Genomic DNA, 17100 nt, shown 5'->3' on the forward strand with positions numbered 1-17100 from the left:
TCAAAGTTTGGTCAAGGACAGGCCGGCCCAGGTGGCGAGCAGCCCGCCGAATACACTGATGGCCGCATAGCCTATCGCCAGCGGCACTTGCCCACTTTCCAGCAGGCGCACGGTATCCAGTGAAAAGGATGAAAAGGTGGTCAGGCCGCCAAGGAAGCCCACCATCAACCCGGCGCGCACCTCAACAGGCACCTCCGGGCGTAACAGAAACAGGCCGTACAACACGCCGATCAACAGGCAGCCCACGATATTAACGGCCAGCGTCGCGGTATAGAAGTGTTTCGGCCAATTGGCGTTAATCCAATTACCGGTGGCAAAGCGCAATAAGGTACCGGCCACACCGCCAACAGAGACTGCGACCACCAAGGGAATCATAGTTTTCTCCGTTGTTTGGGGCTCAGGCGATCAAGTTGCGCCAGGTGGTTGAGCTTTTCCCCGATCTTCAACTCCAGGCCACGGGGCACCGGCTGGTAGAACGGTTGCGGGGCAAGCTCGTCGGGAAAGTAGTCTTCACCGGCGGCATAGGCATCCGGTTCATCGTGGGCGTAGCGGTACTCATCGCCATAACCCAATTGTTTCATCAGCTTGGTCGGTGCATTACGCAGGTGCAAAGGGACTTCCAGCGAGCCGTGCTCGGCCGCGGCGCGCAATGCCGATTTGAAGCCCATATACACCGCATTGCTTTTCGGCGCGCAGGCCAGGTAGGTGATGGCTTGCGCCACCGCCAACTCACCTTCCGGGCTGCCCAGGCGCTCCTGGACTTCCCAGGCCGCCAGGCACAGGCTCAGGGCCCGTGGGTCGGCGTTGCCGATGTCCTCGCTGGCCATGCGCACCACGCGCCGGGCCAGGTACAGCGGGTCGCAGCCGCCGTCGATCATGCGGGCGAACCAGTACAGCGCGCCGTCCGGGTTAGAGCCGCGCACGGATTTATGCAGCGCGGAAATCTGATCGTAAAAGGCTTCGCCGCCCTTGTCGAAACGCCGCCGGGTATCGCCCAACAGGCTTTGCAGCAGGTCGACGCCAATCTCACTATTATCTTCGGCAAGGTCGGAGGCGTTTTCCAGCAGGTTGAGAAACCGCCGGCCATCACCGTCTGCCGCCGCCAACAGGATCTTGAAACCCTCGTCACCCAGACTCAGGTGGCGCTTGCCCAGCCCCTTGTCCTCGCTCAGCGCCCGCTGCAACAGCTTCTGCATCGCCGCTTCATCGAGACTTTTGAGCACATACACCCGCGCTCGCGAGAGCAAAGCGTTGTTCAACTCAAACGAGGGATTTTCCGTGGTCGCACCGATAAAAATCAGCGTGCCGTCTTCCACGTAAGGCAGGAACGCATCCTGCTGCGACTTGTTGAAGCGATGCACTTCGTCGACAAACAGGATAGTGCGGCGGCCGTATTGCCCGGCCTGTTGCTTGGCGACTTCCACCGCCTGGCGGATTTCCTTGACCCCGGCCAATACCGCCGAGACCGTTTCAAAGTGTGCATCGGAGACCTTCGCCAGCAGCCGCGCCAGGGTGGTCTTGCCCACGCCCGGCGGCCCCCAGAAGATCATCGAGTGCAGGGCACCCTGCTCCAGAGCTTCGCGCAGCGGCTTGCCACGAGCCAGCAAGTGCTCCTGCCCGACATACTCATCCAGGTTGGTCGAGCGCAGGCGCGCGGCCAATGGCTGGGCAATCGGGTCACTGCGAAACAGGTCCATGGGCGGCTTTTTACTCCTGGATCACATCGGCACCCTTGGGGATGTCGAACTTGAACGTCTTGGCCGGGACCGACTCATTGGCCTTGACCCCGGTGAACAGGATATTGGTGCGCTGGCCGACACTGTCGATCAGTTGCATATCGTTGATCACCCCATTGCGGAACGACAGGCGCAGGCTGTCGAACAGCGTGTCCTTGGACTTGGGCTTGAGGGTGAAGTCGATCACGTTGCTTTGTTGCTTGGAGGTAATCTCGAAGCTCTCGCTGATCTGCGACACATCACCCGACAGCAGCAAGGCCGGGGTCTGGCTCAGGCGTGGGTCGAGGGTCTTGATGGTCGCCTGCTCCAGGTCCGGGTCCCACAGCGTGACTTTCTTGCCATCGGAGACAATGGTCTGCTCATTGGGCGCGTCGGTTTTCCAGAAGAACAGGCCGGGACGCTGCACGGCCATTTCACCGGCCGTTTCCTGCAACTGCGTACCGCCACCGTCCAGGGTCAACTGGGAGAAGCGCGCGGTCAGGGTCTTGGATTTGTCCAGCAAGTTGGTCAGGCTCGCGACGGATGCCTGGTCGGCGTGGGCCGAAAACGCGGTCAGGGCCAATGCCGGCAACAACAGCATGCGGATAAGACGCATGGGAGTCCTCATAGAATGATGTGAAAGGCGCGCCGCGTGCTGCCACGCGGCGCGAGGTCAGTCGCGCATCGGCCCTGGCGCGATGACTTCGCGCGAGCCGTTGGTGTTCATGGCCGTAACGACGCCGGCCATTTCCATGGACTCGATCATACGCGCGGCGCGGTTGTAGCCGATCTTCAGTTTACGTTGCACCGCCGAGATCGAGGCGCGACGGCTTTCCAGCACGAATGCCACCGCTTCGTCGTACAGCGCGTCGGTCTCGGCATCATCGTCGCCGCCACCGCTGCCACCGTCGAAACCGCTGCCGGCTTCTTCGACACCCGCCAGGATATCGTCGTTGTATTCCGGCGCACCCCGCAGTTTCCACGCCTCGACCACGCGGTGCACCTCGTCATCGGACACAAATGCACCGTGAACGCGGATCGGCAGGCTGGTGCCGGGCGGCATGTAGAGCATGTCACCATGGCCCAGCAGTTGCTCGGCACCGCCCTGGTCGATGATGGTCCGTGAGTCGATCTTGCTCGACACCTGGAACGCCATGCGGGTCGGGATGTTGGCCTTGATCAGGCCGGTGATCACATCCACCGACGGCCGCTGGGTCGCGAGGATCAAGTGGATCCCGGCCGCACGGGCCTTCTGCGCGATACGCGCGATCAGTTCTTCAACCTTCTTGCCGACGATCATCATCATGTCGGCAAATTCGTCGACCACCACCACGATGGTCGGCAACTTGGTCAGCAGCGGCGCTTCATCGTGAATGCTTTCGCGCTTGTACAGCGGGTCGGTCAGCGGCGTGCCGGCGTCCTGGGCTTCCTTGACCTTGGCGTTGAAGCCGGACAGGTTACGCACGCCCATCTTCGCCATCAGTTTGTAGCGCCGCTCCATCTCGGCCACGCTCCAGCGCAGGGCGTTGGCGGCGTCCTTCATGTCGGTCACCACCGGGCACAGCAGGTGCGGGATGCCTTCGTAGATCGACAGTTCGAGCATCTTCGGGTCGATCATGATCAGCTTGGCGTCTTCCGGGCCGGACTTGAACAGGATCGACAGGATCATCGCGTTCACACCCACCGACTTACCGGAACCGGTGGTACCGGCAACCAGCAGGTGGGGCATTTTCGCCAGGTCAGTGATCACCGGCTTGCCGCCGATGTCGTGCCCCAGGGCCAGGGTGACCGGCGACTTGAAGTTGTCGTATTCCGGGGTCGATAGCACTTCGGAGAAGCGCACGATCTGCCGGTCTTCGTTGGGAATCTCGATACCCACGGTGGTTTTGCCGGGGATCACTTCCACCACCCGCACGCTGGTAACCGCCAGGGAGCGCGCCAGGTCTTTGGCCAGGTTGGCGATACGGCTGACCTTGACCCCTGCGGCCGGCTGGATTTCGTAACGGGTAATCACCGGGCCGGGGTGGATCGAATCCACCGACACTTCGACGCCAAACTCCTTGAGTTTGATTTCCAGCAGATGGCCGACGGCCGCCAGGGATTCCGGGGAATAGTTGAGTTGCTTCTTTTCCGCCGGATCGAGGATCGAGATCGGCGGCAAAGTGCCCTCGACGGCGCTGTCGATAAACAGCGGCGCCTGCTTTTCCTTTTGCACGCGATGGCTTGGCTCGGGCGCCTTGACCGGCGCCGGGGCGATAACCGGCGGCACTTGCTTCTCGCGGTCGGACATGTGCTTGGTCAGGGCCTGCTCGCGCTCGATCAGGCGCTCCTTGACCTTGGCCTGCTCACGGCGGTCCGGCGTACTCGGGGCCACCACTTCGTTGACCCGGGTGTCGACTTCACGCAATTGCGCGACCATGCGCTTGCGGTCCACACGGGCGGCCCACCAGCGGTTGGCGGCACCCTGGAACAACTCGAACAGATCGAGGGTGATCTTGCCGGTCACGTCCATGACCTTGAACCACGACAAGTCGGTAAATACCGTCAGACCAAACAGGAACAGGGCAATGAACGTCAGCGTGCTGCCCTGGATATTCAGGGTCCTGCGGGCCAGGTCACCCAGGCTTTCGCCCAAGGCACCGCCCGCGCCAGCCGGCAGGCCGGTCGGTGCATGGAAGTGAATATGCGCCAGGGCCGCGCCCGACAGCACCAGGAACACCAGGCCGATCAGGCGCCAGGAGAACAGCCAGCCGCTCCACTGCCACGGCTCATGGCGCTGGCGGAAGATCTGCCAGGTCTTGATCGCCAGCAACAACGGGAAGATATAGGCGAAATAGCCCAGGATCATGAACAGGATATCGGCGCTGTAGGAGCCCACAGGCCCGCCGAAGTTCTGCACATCGTCGATCTTGCTGTTATGGCTCCAGCCCGGATCGTCCTTGCCATAGGTCAGCAAGGCCATCATCAGGAACAGGCATAAAGCACCGATGGCAATCAGCGCGCCTTCCTTGAGCCGATAGTGCAGGTGCTGGCGCCAGGCCGGTACTACTGCTGTTTTGGGTGCTGCGGCGGATTTCTTCAAAACGGGTCTTTTCCTGCGCCTTAAGCGCGTCCAACAGTTGAATGACTATAAAAATACTGCCCAATCCGGACAGATGAAAAGTGAATGAGCGTCGTCAAGCGTCCTTTAACACTCCGAGATTGAATCATGCGCCGACGTTAACGCCAGCCCACAAGGACATAGTGCCGCCATTGTACGGGTTTGTGTGCCCGTTGCCACGCTGCCGGCTTCGCTCATGGAGCATCATCCGGCGCATTGCCGATGCATTTCAATTTGAGCATGCATTGTCTTTACTGACAAAGGCTTATGAGCTGTTTTTATCAGACTGGACAAGCTTTACCCAGCATTCCCGCTCAACGGATGGCGACATGACGCGATTACGACCGCATCACCGCTATAGAGTTGCAGAAACACCCGCTCATGCATCAGGGTACGGATTACATGATCGGGCTGGCCGAGTGGCGCCGGCTCGACAATAATCACTGCTTAACGCGGCGGGCCCCGGCCTGTCACCGCCCTCCCCTTCTGTAAGCCTGAATACCATGCTCACCTGGTTGCAACGCAACACCTTGACGTTTCCACCGCTGGCCAAAGCCATGCGTGAACCCAACGGCCTGCTGGCTGCCGGTGGCGACCTGTCCGCCGACCGCCTGGTCCAGGCCTATCGCCACGGCTGTTTCCCCTGGTTCTCCGAAGGCCAGCCCATCCTATGGTGGTCGCCAGACCCACGCACGGTGCTGTTCCCCGCCGAACTGCACGTGTCCCGCAGCCTCGCCAAGCTGCTGCGCCAGCAACGCTACGAGGTCACCTTCGACCAGGACTTCGCCGCTGTCATACAGGCCTGTGCTGCGCCACGCAGCTATGCAGACGGCACCTGGATCACCGAAGCCATGCAGAACGCCTATCTGCAACTGCACCAACGGGGCTACGCCCATTCCGTTGAAGTCTGGGACCAGGGCGAACTGGTCGGCGGCCTGTATGGCCTGGCCATGGGCCAGTTGTTTTTTGGCGAGTCGATGTTCAGTCGCGCAGACAATGCCTCGAAATATGGCTTTGCCACGCTCGTCAGGCAATTGCAGGCCTGGGGTTTTGTGCTGATCGACTGCCAGATGCCCACCGATCACCTGCACAGCCTCGGCGCCCGCGCCATTCCCCGCAGCGACTTTGCCGGTTACCTGCGCGACCATCTTGATCAAGCCAGCAGTGGGCCGTGGGTTTCTTAGGCGACATGCGCGCACCTGGCTTACACTTATTTCAAAGCTTATCCGAGGGTTGATCATGACCGAGTTGGCGCGCTTGAAGTTTTATGCCACTCAACCCCACTCTTGCAGCTACCTGCCCGAAGAACAGGCCACTACGCTGTTCCTCGACCCCAGCCAGCCGATGGACGTGCATGTGTATGCCGACCTGTCAGAGATGGGCTTTCGGCGCAGTGGCGACCACCTGTACCGGCCGCACTGCCAAAACTGCAACGCCTGTGTGCCGGCGCGTATCCCCGTGGCGCAATTTTTAGCCGATCGCAATCAAAAACGCATCCTCAAGCGCAATGCCGACCTGATCGTGACCCCCGCCAAGCCCGGCTTCAGCGAAGAGTACTTCGACCTGTACCAGCGCTATATCGAACAACGCCACGCCGACGGTGACATGTTCCCACCCAGTCGTGATCAGTTTTCCACGTTCCTGGTGCGCGACCTGCCGTTCTCGCGTTTTTACGAATTCCGCCTTGAGGGAAAGCTGCTGGCGGTCGCGGTCACCGACCTGCTGCCCAATGGCTTATCGGCGGTCTACACCTTTTACGAACCCGCCGAAGAGCGCCGCAGCCTCGGGCGCTTTGCGATTTTGTGGCAAATCAGTGAAGCCTCCCGGCAAAACCTGGACGCGGTGTACCTCGGATACTGGATAAAAAACTGCAAAAAGATGAATTACAAGACCCAATATCGGCCCATTGAGCTGCTAATTAATCAAAGATGGGTCACGCTTAACTAGAACCCCTTGGCTTAAACACCCTTTTTCGGGCACAATGCACGCCGCTTTTGCCTGGCGCAGTTGCACCGGGCCATTCACTGGATACCGAGGGCTTTACTGCATGTCGAAAGAAGACAGCTTCGAAATGGAAGGCACTGTCGTCGACACCCTGCCCAACACCATGTTTCGTGTGGAGTTGGAAAATGGGCACGTCGTAACCGCGCATATCTCCGGCAAGATGCGCAAGAACTACATTCGTATTCTTACCGGTGACAAAGTGCGCGTCGAGCTGACGCCCTATGACTTGAGCAAAGGGCGCATCACTTACCGCGCTCGCTAAACAAGTCAATACAAGACGCCCGGTTATGCCGGGCGTTTTTGTGCGCGCTATAAAATTAATGCGGGAACGGGCTTGCTCGCGATAGCTGTGTGTCAGGCAATACATCTGGCACCGATACACCGCTATCGCGGGCAAGCCCGCTCCCACATTTTGATTGCAGCGCTTGAGAAATAGCAAAAAGGCGCCGAAGCGCCTTTTTGTTGTGTTGCGATCAGGCCATTTCAGCAGTGGTCTCGAAGTCGAAGGTCAGCTCGCCATCCTTCAAGTCGATATGCACCACGCCACCATGGTCGGAGAGCTCGCCGAACAGGATCTCTTCGGCCAATGGCCGCTTGATCTTGTCCTGGATCAGACGCGCCATTGGGCGGGCGCCCATTGCCGCGTCGTAGCCGCCCTCGGCGATCCAACTGCGTGCCGCCTCCGTCACCTCCAACTGCACGCGCTTGTCTTCCAGCTGCGCCTGAAGCTCGGTAAGGAACTTGTCCACCACGCTCTTGATCACCTCATGGCTGAGGCGACCAAACTGGATAATGGTGTCCAGGCGGTTGCGGAATTCCGGCGTGAAGCTCTTCTTGATCACTTCCATGGCGTCGGAAGAGTGATCCTGATGAGTAAAGCCAATGGAAGCCCGCGCGGCCGTCTCGGCACCGGCGTTGGTGGTCATGATCACGATCACGTTGCGGAAGTCCGCCTTGCGCCCGTTGTTGTCGGTCAGGGTCCCGTGGTCCATGACCTGCAGCAGCAGGTTGAAGACTTCCGGGTGGGCCTTTTCGATTTCATCGAGCAGCAGTACGCAGTGCGGCTGCTTGGTAATCGCCTCGGTCAACAGACCGCCCTGATCGAAGCCGACATAGCCCGGAGGTGCACCGATCAGGCGCGACACGGTGTGCCGCTCCATGTATTCGGACATGTCGAACCGCACCAGCTCAATGCCCATGGCCTTGGCCAACTGCCGCGCCGCTTCGGTCTTGCCGACGCCGGTAGGCCCGGCAAACAGGAACGAACCCACCGGTTTGTCCGGCGACTTGAGGCCAGCCCGGGACAGCTTGATCGCCGTCGACAGCGAGTCAATCGCCGCATCCTGGCCAAACACTGTCAACTTGAGGTCGCGCTCCAGGTTACGCAGCAGCTCTTTGTCGGAGCTGGTGACGTGTTTTGGCGGAATTCGCGCGATTTTCGCCACGATATCCTCGACCTGCGGCACTTCGATGCGCTTCACGCGCTTCTCTACCGGCTGCAGGCGCTGGTAGGCCCCGGCTTCGTCGATCACGTCGATGGCCTTGTCGGGCATATGCCGGTCATTGATGTAGCGCGAGGCCAGCTCGGCGGCCGCACGCAGCGCCTCATCACTGTACTCGATGCCGTGGTGCGCTTCGAAACGCCCTTTCAGGCCCCGCAGGATGCCAATAGTGTCTTCGACCGAAGGCTCGGACACGTCGACTTTCTGGAAGCGACGCGCCAGTGCACGGTCTTTTTCGAAGATCCCGCGAAACTCCTGGAACGTGGTCGAGCCGATGCAACGGATATCACCCGAAGACAGCAGCGGCTTGAGCAGGTTGGACGCATCCATCACCCCACCGGAAGCCGCACCGGCGCCAATAATGGTGTGGATTTCATCAATGAACAGGATCGCCTGCGGACGCTTTTTCAGCTCGCCAAGCAACGCCTTGAAACGCTTTTCAAAGTCGCCACGGTACTTGGTCCCGGCGAGCAGCGCGCCCAGGTCCAGGGAGTAGACAACGCTGTTGGCCAGCAGGTCAGGCACCTGATTATCAACAATGCGCTTGGCCAGGCCTTCGGCAATCGCGGTCTTGCCCACGCCCGCCTCGCCCACCAGCAAAGGGTTGTTCTTGCGACGACGCGCGAGGATCTGCGCAACACGCTCAACTTCCATCTCACGCCCCACCAGCGGATCAATCCGCCCCTGGCGCGCCAGTTCGTTGAGATTGCTGGCGTAGGCATCCAGCGGGTTGCTTGAAGAAGAAGACTCACCGCCCTCGTCGTCCTGCATATCCTGCTCACCCTCGGAATGATCGCCATGCCCTGGCACTTTCGAGATGCCGTGGGCGATGTAGTTGACGACATCAATGCGCGCCACGCTCTGCTGCTTGAGCAGGAACACGGCCTGGCTTTCCTGTTCGCTGAAGATGGCAACCAAGACATTGGCGCCCGTCACTTCGCGTTTGCCGGAGCTCTGCACATGGAAGACAGCACGCTGCAACACCCGCTGGAAGCCCAGGGTTGGCTGGGTCTCACGGTCCTCGTCATGCACGGGGATCAGTGGCGTGGTGGAGTCGATGAACTCCTGCAGGTCATGCTTGAGTTTGTCGAGGTTGGCGCCGCACGCACGCAGAACGGTGGCGGCAGCTTCGTTATCCAAAAGTGCCAGCAGCAGGTGTTCGACGGTCATGAATTCATGACGCTTCGAACGGGCCTCCTTGAAGGCAAGATTGAGGGTGACTTCGAGCTCGCGGTTTAACATAGCTTCACCTCATACCCAAGTGGTCGGAGTTAACCGTCCTTCTCGATTTCACAGAGTAGCGGATGCTGGCTTTCCCTGGCGTACTGGTTGACCTGCATGGCCTTGGTCTCGGCGATGTCGCGGGTAAACACTCCACATACTGCCCGTCCTTCTGTGTGAACGGCCAGCATTACCTTGGTCGCCAACTCGCGGTTCAGATTAAAAAACACCTCGAGTACTTCGACGACGAAATCCATCGGCGTGTAGTCATCATTGAACAAAACCACCTTGTACATCGGCGGCGCCTGTAAAGCAGGCTTGGCCTCTTGAACAGCGATGCCTGCAGAACCGTCATCGTCTTCTAGATGATCCGGGCGATCCTGATTGAATGTTAGTCGAATCTGGCTGAATGCATGCATGAAAGAAAGGTTCGTCTGTTGTGCATTTACAGTGATGGGGGCGACCTGTCAGAAATTCAACTCCGACCGACTGGTCACCTTGACTATCGGCAAAACGGTGTTACAACCAATAGAACCCACAGTGGGTAAAAAAGGTCCGCGCAGTCAACCTTATTTATTCGGGTTAGGACGGATAAACTGGATGATACTCCAGTGATGGAGTCTGGTGCAGAGGGATATGGGTATGTCTGGCGTCAAGATCAGTGGCAAGGTCAAATGGTTCAACAATGCCAAGGGCTACGGCTTCATTAACGAAGACGGCAAAGAGGATGATCTTTTTGCGCATTACTCGGCGATCACGATGGACGGATACAAGACCCTTAAAGCAGGTCAATTAGTGTCCTTTGAAATCGTCCAGGGACCCAAGGGCCTGCATGCTGTCGCCATCTGCGCAGCCGAGCCTGGAAAAACCAACGAAGACAGGCACGACAAGGCAGATAAATCCGCTCATTCGAAAAAGAAACAAACGGCCTGATCCGCCACCGAGCAGATACCACGCATAAAAAAACGGCCATCCCGAGCAATCAGGATGGCCGTTTTTCATAGCCTTCGACTTACATATGCGAAATCAACGCATCGCCGAAGCCCGACGACGACACCAGCTTGGCGCCGTCCATCAGGCGCTCGAAGTCATAGGTCACGGTCTTGGCCGAAATCGCCCCGTTGGTGCCCTTGATGATCAAGTCGGCCGCCTCGGTCCAGCCCATATGGCGCAGCATCATTTCCGCCGACAGAATCAGCGAACCCGGGTTGACCTGGTCCTTGCCCGCGTACTTAGGCGCAGTACCGTGGGTGGCTTCAAACATCGCCACGGTGTCGGACAGGTTGGCGCCCGGTGCAATACCGATACCGCCCACTTCTGCCGCCAGGGCATCGGAGAGGTAATCACCATTGAGGTTCAGGGTGGCGATCACGTCATATTCGGCCGGGCGCAGCAGGATCTGCTGGAGCATGGCGTCGGCAATCGCATCCTTGACCACCACATTGCGGCCGGTGCGCGGGTTCTTGAACTGCATCCACGGCCCGCCATCGAGCAGGGTCGCGCCGAACTCTTCGGCCGCCACTTCGTAGGCCCACTCCTTGAAGGCACCTTCGGTGAACTTCATGATGTTGCCTTTGTGCACGATGGTCAGCGACTCACGGTCGTTATCCACTACATATTGCAGGGCCTTGCGCGCCAGGCGCTTGGTGCCCTCTTTGGAAACCGGCTTGATGCCAATCCCGCAATCCTGGTCGAAACGGATCTTGGTGACACCCATTTCCTCTTTGAGGAACTTGATGACCTTGGTTGCTTCGGGCGAACCGGCCTTCCACTCGATACCGGCGTAAATATCTTCGGAGTTCTCACGGAAGATGGTCATGTCCACATCGCCGGGCTTCTTGACCGGGCTTGGCACACCTTCGAACCAACGCACCGGACGCAGGCAGACGTACAGGTCCAGCTGCTGGCGCAGGGCAACGTTCAGCGAGCGGATACCGCCACCGACCGGCGTGGTCAGCGGGCCCTTGATGGAAACCACGTAGTCCTTGACCGCGTCCAGGGTTTCCTGGGGCAGCCAGGTGTCCTGGTCGTAAACTTGAGTCGCCTTCTCGCCGGCATACACCTCCATCCAGGAGATTTTGCGCTTGCCGCCGTAAGCCTTGTTAACAGCTGCATCGACCACCTTGATCATCACCGGGCTGATGTCGACGCCAATACCGTCACCTTCGATGAAGGGAATGATCGGGTTGTCAGGAACATTGAGAGAATGGTCTGCGTTGACGGTGATTTTGTCGCCGACTGCCGGAACCTGAATCTTCTTGTATCCCATGCTGAACTCCGTTTGTGGATTGAACATCTGGCTGTGCCCGAGCCTACTCCAGTTGAATGTGGACTGGAACCTTGCGCCCGGTACATTTGCTGCGAAAACGATAGATTTAGTCGCCTACAACCTTGAAACAAAAGGGAAAAACGCCAAACTTGAGCACTGCGTGCGACTTTAGGCGCAATCCGGTCCATGCGACCTTTAGACCAATGGACGATCCACCTTTTGCATGAAGGCTCGGCGTAAGCATAGCGACCTATGTATAATGCCGCCGCTGACCAAAGAGTCACGACGGCCGACCGCTCTATATCGAGCACCTGCGCCTGAAAAAGCCGGGCTGCCACCGTAGCCCACCCGCTTGACGCTCGACTGATGCAACCCAACATCACCGCGAAGAAACATCGACATTCGGCTCATGGATGACTTTGAACGAACGCGCTTTACCCGGCGCATCTCGAGTTTCCGCGCACGCTTTTAGCAAAGAAGAGAGTTAATCCGAATATGCCCACCCGCTCGAAGATCATCTATACCTTCACCGACGAAGCCCCAGCCCTCGCCACCTATTCACTGCTGCCTATCGTAGAGGCCTTCACCGCTTCCGCTGATATTGAAGTGGAAACCCGCGATATCTCCCTCGCAGGGCGCATCCTCGCAAGCTTCCCCGAGCAACTGGGCACCAAGGCCGTTGCGGACCACCTCGCCGAACTGGGCGCCCTGGCCGTGACCCCCGAAGCCAATATCATCAAGCTGCCTAACATCAGCGCCTCGACCCCGCAGCTGCAAGCCGCGATCAAGGAACTGCAGGCCCAGGGCTACGCCCTGCCGGACTACCCGGAAACCGTAACCACCGACGCGGAAAAAGAAACCCGTGCACGTTACGACAAGGTCAAGGGCAGCGCCGTAAACCCGGTCCTGCGCGAAGGCAACTCCGACCGCCGCGCCCCACTGTCGGTCAAGAACTATGCGCGCAAGCACCCGCACAAAATGGGTGCCTGGGCTGCTGACTCCAAGTCCCACGTCGCTCACATGAGCAACGGCGACTTCTACGGCAGCGAAAAAGCCGTACAGATCGAAGCCGCCGATGCGGTCAAGATCGAACTGGTCGGCAAGGATGGCAGCACCACCGTCCTGAAAGAAAAGACCACCGCACTGGCCGGCGAGATCCTCGACAGCGCCGTGCTGAGCAAGAACGCCCTGCGCAGCTTCATCGCCGCCGAAATCGAAGACGCCAAGAGACAAGGCGTGCTGCTGTCGGTTCACCTGAAAGCCACCATGATGAAGGTCTCCGACCCGATCATGTTCGGCCAGATCGTTGCCGAGTTCTATAAAGACGCCCTGGCCAAGCACGCTACCGTGCTGGAACAGATCGGCTTCAACCTGAACAACGGCATCGGCGACCTGTACGCTCGCATCAAGGCCCTGCCGGCCGACCAGCAAGCGCAGATCGAAGCCGACATCCAGGCGGTCTACGCCGCTCGCCCTTCCCTGGCGATGGTCAACTCCGACAAAGGCATCACCAACCTGCACGTGCCGAGCGACGTGATCGTCGACGCCTCGATGCCAGCCATGATCCGTGACTCCGGCAAAATGTGGGGCACCGACGGCCAGCTGCACGACACCAAGGCCGTGATCCCGGATCGCTGCTACGCCACCATCTACCAGGCGGTCATCGAAGACTGCAAGGCTAATGGCGCCTTCGACCCAACCACCATGGGCAGCGTGCCAAACGTTGGCCTGATGGCGAAGAAAGCCGAAGAGTACGGTTCCCACGACAAGACTTTCCAGATCAAGGCTGACGGCGTAGTCCGCGTCACCGACAGCAAGGGCAAGCTGCTGATGGAACAGTCGGTTGAAGCCGGCGATATCTTCCGCATGTGCCAGACCAAAGACGCGCCGATCCAGGACTGGGTCAAACTGGCCGTCAACCGCGCCCGCGCCAGCAACACGCCAGCAATTTTCTGGCTGGACCCGCTGCGCGCCCACGACGGCGTCGTGGTCGAGAAAGTTCAGGCCTACCTGAAAGACCACAACACCGAAGGCCTGGACATCCGCATCATGTCGCCGGTCGACGCGATGAAGTTCACCCTGGAACGCACCCGCAAGGGCCTGGACACCATCTCGGTGACCGGCAACGTACTGCGCGACTACCTGACTGACCTGTTCCCGATCATGGAACTGGGCACCAGCGCCAAGATGCTGTCGATCGTGCCGCTGATGAACGGTGGCGGCCTGTTCGAAACCGGCGCTGGCGGTTCGGCTCCAAAACACGTGCAGCAACTGCTGGAAGAAAACTTCCTGCGTTGGGACTCCCTGGGCGAGTTCCTGGCCCTGGCAGCCTCCCTTGAGCATTTGGGTGTGAACTACAACAACCCGAAAGCCCTGGTACTGTCCAAGACCCTGGACCAGGCCACCGGCCAGTTCCTCGACAACAACAAGTCGCCATCGCGCAAAGTCGGCAACATCGACAACCGCGGCAGCCACTTCTACCTGGCGCTGTACTGGGCACAAGCCCTGGCCGCCCAGACTGAAGATACCGCGCTGCAGGCGCAGTTCGCTCAACTGGCAAAAACCCTGGCCGAGAACGAGGCAACCATCGTTGCCGAACTCAACGCCGTGCAGGGCAAGCCAGTGGACATCGGCGGCTACTACGCGCCGAATCCTGAGCTGACCAGCAAGGCTATGCGTCCGAGCGCTACCCTCAATGCGGCGATTGCTGCATTGAAGTAATGCTGTAGGGCGACATCACAAACCCCGGCCATGTGCCGGGGTTTGTCTTTGTGTCCAACACCGCTTTAATGAAAAAACCCGAGCAAATGTGGGAGCTGGCTTGCCTGCGATAGCAGTCTGCCAGTCGGTACAGATGTAGCCGAGCCACCGCCATCGCAGGCAAGCCAGCTCCCACACTGATTAGGCCCAACCCCACCGAATTCGAGGCCGCTATGACCTGGCAACCCCACATCACCGTCGCCACCATCGTCGAAGACAATGGCCGCTTCCTCATGGTCGAAGAGCTCAAGGGCGGCCGCACCGTGCTCAACCAGCCTGCCGGCCATCTCGACCCGCACGAAACCCTGACCGAAGCCGCCGTGCGCGAAACCCTCGAGGAAACCGGCTGGGACGTCGCAGCCACCGGCATCGTCGGCATCTATCTGTACACCGCTCCCAGCAATGGCGTGACCTACCAGCGCGTGTGCTTTGTCGCCAAGGCCTTGCAACACCACCCGGACTATCAACTGGACGAAGGCATCGTGCGCGCCCGCTGGCTGACCCGTGACGAGTTGATGGCCTTGCGCGATGACTGGCGCAGCGAGCTGATCATGCGTTGTATTGACGATTATCTGGCCGGCCACTGCCACAGTCTCGAATTGATCCGTCCTTCTCTTTAGCCTTGCGGGCTCGGGCCTGCTAGAATCGCGTCCTTTTTAAAGACACCCGTTGAAATCCTATGCGTGATCCAGCCCCTTCTGACACACAAAAGAAGCGCGTCATCGTCGGTATGTCCGGCGGCGTGGATTCTTCCGTTTCCGCCGTTCTGCTCATGGAGCAGGGTTATGAGGTGGAAGGCCTGTTCATGAAGAACTGGGAAGAAGACGATGGAACGGAATACTGCACCGCCATGGACGACCTGGCGGACGCCCAGGCCGTGTGCGACAAGATTGGCATCAAGCTGCACACCGCCAACTTCGCCGCCGAGTACTGGGACAATGTGTTCGAGCACTTCCTGGCCGAATACAAGGCCGGTCGCACGCCGAACCCGGACATCTTGTGCAACCGCGAAATCAAGTTCAAGGCGTTCCTCGACTACGCCATGATCCTCGGCGCCGACCTGATCGCCACTGGCCACTATGTGCGCCGTCGCGATGTTGATGGCCGCACCGAATTGCTCAAGGGCCTGGACCCGAACAAGGACCAGAGCTACTTCCTGCACGCCGTCGGCGGTGAACAGATCGCCAAGACCCTGTTCCCGGTGGGCGAACTGGAAAAGCCCGAAGTACGCAAGATTGCCGAGAAACACGGCCTGGCCACCGCCAAGAAGAAGGATTCCACCGGGATCTGCTTTATCGGCGAACGCCGCTTCAGTGACTTCCTCAAGCAGTACCTGCCGGCGCAACCGGGCGAGATCAAGACCACCGAAGGCGAAGTCATCGGCCGTCACCACGGCCTGATGTACCACACCATCGGCCAGCGCCAGGGCCTGGGTATTGGCGGCTTGAAGGACGCCGGTGAAGAGCCGTGGTACGTGCTGGTGAAGGATCTGCAACATAACGTGCTGATCGTCGGCCAGGGCAACGAGCACCCCCTGCTGTTCTCCGGCGCGCTGCTGGCCTCGGAGATCTATTGGGTCAACCCGATCGACCTGAGCGCTCCGCGCCGCCTGACCGCCAAGGTGCGCTATCGCCAGAGCGACCAGCCCTGCACCCTGGAAAAAACCACCAATGGCTACCGTGCCACCTTCGATGACCCGCAACGTGCGGTCACGCCCGGCCAGTCCGTAGTGTTCTACGACGGTGAGATCTGCCTGGGGGGCGGCGTGATTGAAGTCGCCGAACCCTGGAGCACCCCGGCATGAGCCCGACCCAGGAGCAATTGACGGCATTGGGCGGCGTGTTTCTCGCCGCAGTGCTGGTGGACAAGATCGCCAAGACCGGCCAGGTCACCGAGGCCGGCCTGACCTGCATGCTCGGCAGCCTGCTGGTGGTCGACCCGAAGGACACCCTGGATGTGTACGGCGGCGACGACCTGAGCCTGCGTGAAGGTTATCGGGCGCTGATCGGCGCCCTCGAGCGCGACCCCAGCACCCTGCAACGCGAGCCGCTGCGCTATGCCTTGTCGATGCTCGGCCTTGAGCGGCAACTGGCCAAGCGCGACGACCTGCTGGAAACCATCGGCAAGCGCCTGCCGCAGATCCAGTCCCAGGTCGAGCACTTCGGCCCGGCCCACGAGAACGTGATCGCCGCCTGTGGCGCTTTGTACCAGGACACCTTGAGCACCTTGCGCCAGCGGATCCAGGTCCACGGCGACATGCGCAACCTGCAACAGCCCAACAACGCCTCGAAAATCCGCGCCCTGCTGCTGGCCGGTATCCGTTCGGCGCGGTTGTGGCGGCAGTTGGGCGGTCATCGTTGGCAGTTGGTCATCAGCCGTCGCAAATTGCTCAAAGAGCTTTACCCGTTGATGCGCAACGAATAAGTCGCAGCCACGGGCTATTTTCAAGCCGTTACGCGTAATACGCCGGTCAGTTGGCAACGGACCGGCGGATTTTTTCATGTATGATACGCGCCCCATTTCGTTGCC

At 59.7% G+C, this 17100-nt stretch carries 15 protein-coding genes; 8 read left to right on the forward strand and 7 right to left on the reverse strand.

Annotated elements, in window-relative coordinates:
* Genes crcB through PSH73_RS14965 form a run of 4 tightly spaced genes read right to left on the reverse strand, consistent with a single transcriptional unit; the run spans position 1 to position 4797 of the window.
* Complete coding sequence (crcB, locus tag PSH73_RS14950) at positions 1-375, reverse strand: fluoride efflux transporter CrcB (protein ID WP_057441422.1); 375 nt, start codon at positions 373-375, stop codon at positions 1-3.
* Positions 372-1697 carry a replication-associated recombination protein A gene (locus PSH73_RS14955; RefSeq protein ID WP_057960008.1) on the reverse strand — a complete coding sequence of 442 codons (1326 nt, stop codon included), beginning with the start codon at positions 1695-1697 and terminating at the stop codon, positions 372-374. Before PSH73_RS14955 ends, crcB begins: the two co-directional genes overlap by 4 nt.
* A 10-nt stretch (positions 1698-1707) precedes the next feature.
* Positions 1708-2331 carry an outer membrane lipoprotein chaperone LolA gene (gene lolA, locus PSH73_RS14960; protein ID WP_057960009.1) on the reverse strand — a complete coding sequence of 208 codons (624 nt, stop codon included), beginning with the start codon at positions 2329-2331 and terminating at the stop codon, positions 1708-1710.
* A 57-nt stretch (positions 2332-2388) separates the two neighbouring features.
* The gene (locus PSH73_RS14965; protein ID WP_057441416.1) at positions 2389-4797 is read right to left on the reverse strand and encodes a DNA translocase FtsK; all 2409 of its coding nucleotides are present in this window, start codon (positions 4795-4797) and stop codon (positions 2389-2391) included.
* A 521-nt stretch (positions 4798-5318) separates the two neighbouring features.
* Here PSH73_RS14965 and aat point away from each other — a divergent pair.
* The 3 genes from aat (at position 5319) to infA (ending at position 7081) form a co-directional block, all read left to right on the forward strand.
* The gene (gene aat / locus PSH73_RS14970; RefSeq protein WP_057441414.1) at positions 5319-5999 is read left to right on the forward strand and encodes a leucyl/phenylalanyl-tRNA--protein transferase; all 681 of its coding nucleotides are present in this window, start codon (positions 5319-5321) and stop codon (positions 5997-5999) included.
* A 55-nt stretch (positions 6000-6054) separates the two neighbouring features.
* Positions 6055-6762: an arginyltransferase gene (locus tag PSH73_RS14975; protein ID WP_120733463.1), complete on the forward strand. Its 708-nt coding sequence runs from the start codon at positions 6055-6057 to the stop codon at positions 6760-6762.
* 100 nt (positions 6763-6862) lie between these two features.
* Positions 6863-7081 (forward strand): translation initiation factor IF-1, encoded by a 219-nt coding sequence (infA, locus tag PSH73_RS14980; RefSeq protein ID WP_002553999.1) that lies wholly within the window; start codon positions 6863-6865, stop codon positions 7079-7081.
* 211 nt (positions 7082-7292) lie between these two features.
* Here the strand turns inward: infA and clpA are convergent, their stop codons facing one another.
* Together clpA and clpS are read right to left on the reverse strand one after the other, a co-directional pair.
* The gene (gene clpA, locus PSH73_RS14985; RefSeq protein WP_057445275.1) at positions 7293-9563 is read right to left on the reverse strand and encodes an ATP-dependent Clp protease ATP-binding subunit ClpA; all 2271 of its coding nucleotides are present in this window, start codon (positions 9561-9563) and stop codon (positions 7293-7295) included.
* A gap of 29 nt (positions 9564-9592) precedes the next feature.
* Entirely contained in the window at positions 9593-9961 is a 369-nt protein-coding gene (gene clpS / locus PSH73_RS14990; protein WP_029293391.1) for an ATP-dependent Clp protease adapter ClpS, read from the reverse strand.
* A 223-nt stretch (positions 9962-10184) separates the two neighbouring features.
* Between clpS and cspD the strand changes: the two genes are divergently transcribed.
* A complete protein-coding gene (gene cspD / locus PSH73_RS14995) occupies positions 10185-10475 on the forward strand; it encodes a cold shock domain-containing protein CspD (RefSeq protein ID WP_120734442.1) in 291 nt (96 codons plus the stop codon).
* Between the two features lie 79 nt (positions 10476-10554).
* Here cspD and icd read toward each other — a convergent pair whose 3' ends face one another.
* A complete protein-coding gene (icd, locus tag PSH73_RS15000) occupies positions 10555-11811 on the reverse strand; it encodes an NADP-dependent isocitrate dehydrogenase (protein WP_057441442.1) in 1257 nt (418 codons plus the stop codon).
* A gap of 495 nt (positions 11812-12306) precedes the next feature.
* On the opposite strand from icd, the gene PSH73_RS15005 reads away from it, so the two are divergent.
* The 4 genes from PSH73_RS15005 (at position 12307) to hflD (ending at position 16995) form a co-directional block, all read left to right on the forward strand.
* Positions 12307-14532, forward strand: a complete 2226-nt coding sequence (locus PSH73_RS15005; RefSeq protein ID WP_169990005.1) for an NADP-dependent isocitrate dehydrogenase — start codon at positions 12307-12309, stop codon at positions 14530-14532.
* Positions 14533-14744: 212 nt separating this feature from the next.
* The gene (locus tag PSH73_RS15010; RefSeq protein ID WP_128593586.1) at positions 14745-15191 is read left to right on the forward strand and encodes an NUDIX hydrolase; all 447 of its coding nucleotides are present in this window, start codon (positions 14745-14747) and stop codon (positions 15189-15191) included.
* A 59-nt stretch (positions 15192-15250) separates the two neighbouring features.
* Positions 15251-16375 carry a tRNA 2-thiouridine(34) synthase MnmA gene (gene mnmA, locus PSH73_RS15015; protein ID WP_169990596.1) on the forward strand — a complete coding sequence of 375 codons (1125 nt, stop codon included), beginning with the start codon at positions 15251-15253 and terminating at the stop codon, positions 16373-16375.
* Positions 16372-16995 carry a high frequency lysogenization protein HflD gene (gene hflD / locus PSH73_RS15020; RefSeq protein ID WP_005789104.1) on the forward strand — a complete coding sequence of 208 codons (624 nt, stop codon included), beginning with the start codon at positions 16372-16374 and terminating at the stop codon, positions 16993-16995. The genes mnmA and hflD overlap by 4 nt, the downstream gene beginning before the upstream one ends.
* Positions 16996-17100 lie beyond the last annotated feature (105 nt).

Source organism: Pseudomonas sp. FP2294, from assembly GCF_030687625.1.
Taxonomy (GTDB): Bacteria; Pseudomonadota; Gammaproteobacteria; order Pseudomonadales; family Pseudomonadaceae; genus Aquipseudomonas; species Aquipseudomonas shahriarae.

What these genes read in the sequence shown, in the direction of transcription:
- crcB (WP_057441422.1), bottom strand. Translation starts at nt 375, where the DNA reads ATGATTCCCTTGGTGGTCGCAGTCTCTGTTGGCGGTGTGGCCGGTACC.
- PSH73_RS14955 (WP_057960008.1), bottom strand. Translation starts at nt 1,697, where the DNA reads ATGGACCTGTTTCGCAGTGACCCGATTGCCCAGCCATTGGCCGCGCGC.
- lolA (WP_057960009.1), bottom strand. Translation starts at nt 2,331, where the DNA reads ATGCGTCTTATCCGCATGCTGTTGTTGCCGGCATTGGCCCTGACCGCG.
- aat (WP_057441414.1), top strand. Translation starts at nt 5,319, where the DNA reads ATGCTCACCTGGTTGCAACGCAACACCTTGACGTTTCCACCGCTGGCC.
- PSH73_RS14975 (WP_120733463.1), top strand. Translation starts at nt 6,055, where the DNA reads ATGACCGAGTTGGCGCGCTTGAAGTTTTATGCCACTCAACCCCACTCT.
- infA (WP_002553999.1), top strand. Translation starts at nt 6,863, where the DNA reads ATGTCGAAAGAAGACAGCTTCGAAATGGAAGGCACTGTCGTCGACACC.
- clpA (WP_057445275.1), bottom strand. Translation starts at nt 9,563, where the DNA reads ATGTTAAACCGCGAGCTCGAAGTCACCCTCAATCTTGCCTTCAAGGAG.
- clpS (WP_029293391.1), bottom strand. Translation starts at nt 9,961, where the DNA reads ATGCATGCATTCAGCCAGATTCGACTAACATTCAATCAGGATCGCCCG.
- cspD (WP_120734442.1), top strand. Translation starts at nt 10,185, where the DNA reads ATGTCTGGCGTCAAGATCAGTGGCAAGGTCAAATGGTTCAACAATGCC.
- icd (WP_057441442.1), bottom strand. Translation starts at nt 11,811, where the DNA reads ATGGGATACAAGAAGATTCAGGTTCCGGCAGTCGGCGACAAAATCACC.
- PSH73_RS15005 (WP_169990005.1), top strand. Translation starts at nt 12,307, where the DNA reads ATGCCCACCCGCTCGAAGATCATCTATACCTTCACCGACGAAGCCCCA.
- PSH73_RS15010 (WP_128593586.1), top strand. Translation starts at nt 14,745, where the DNA reads ATGACCTGGCAACCCCACATCACCGTCGCCACCATCGTCGAAGACAAT.
- mnmA (WP_169990596.1), top strand. Translation starts at nt 15,251, where the DNA reads ATGCGTGATCCAGCCCCTTCTGACACACAAAAGAAGCGCGTCATCGTC.
- hflD (WP_005789104.1), top strand. Translation starts at nt 16,372, where the DNA reads ATGAGCCCGACCCAGGAGCAATTGACGGCATTGGGCGGCGTGTTTCTC.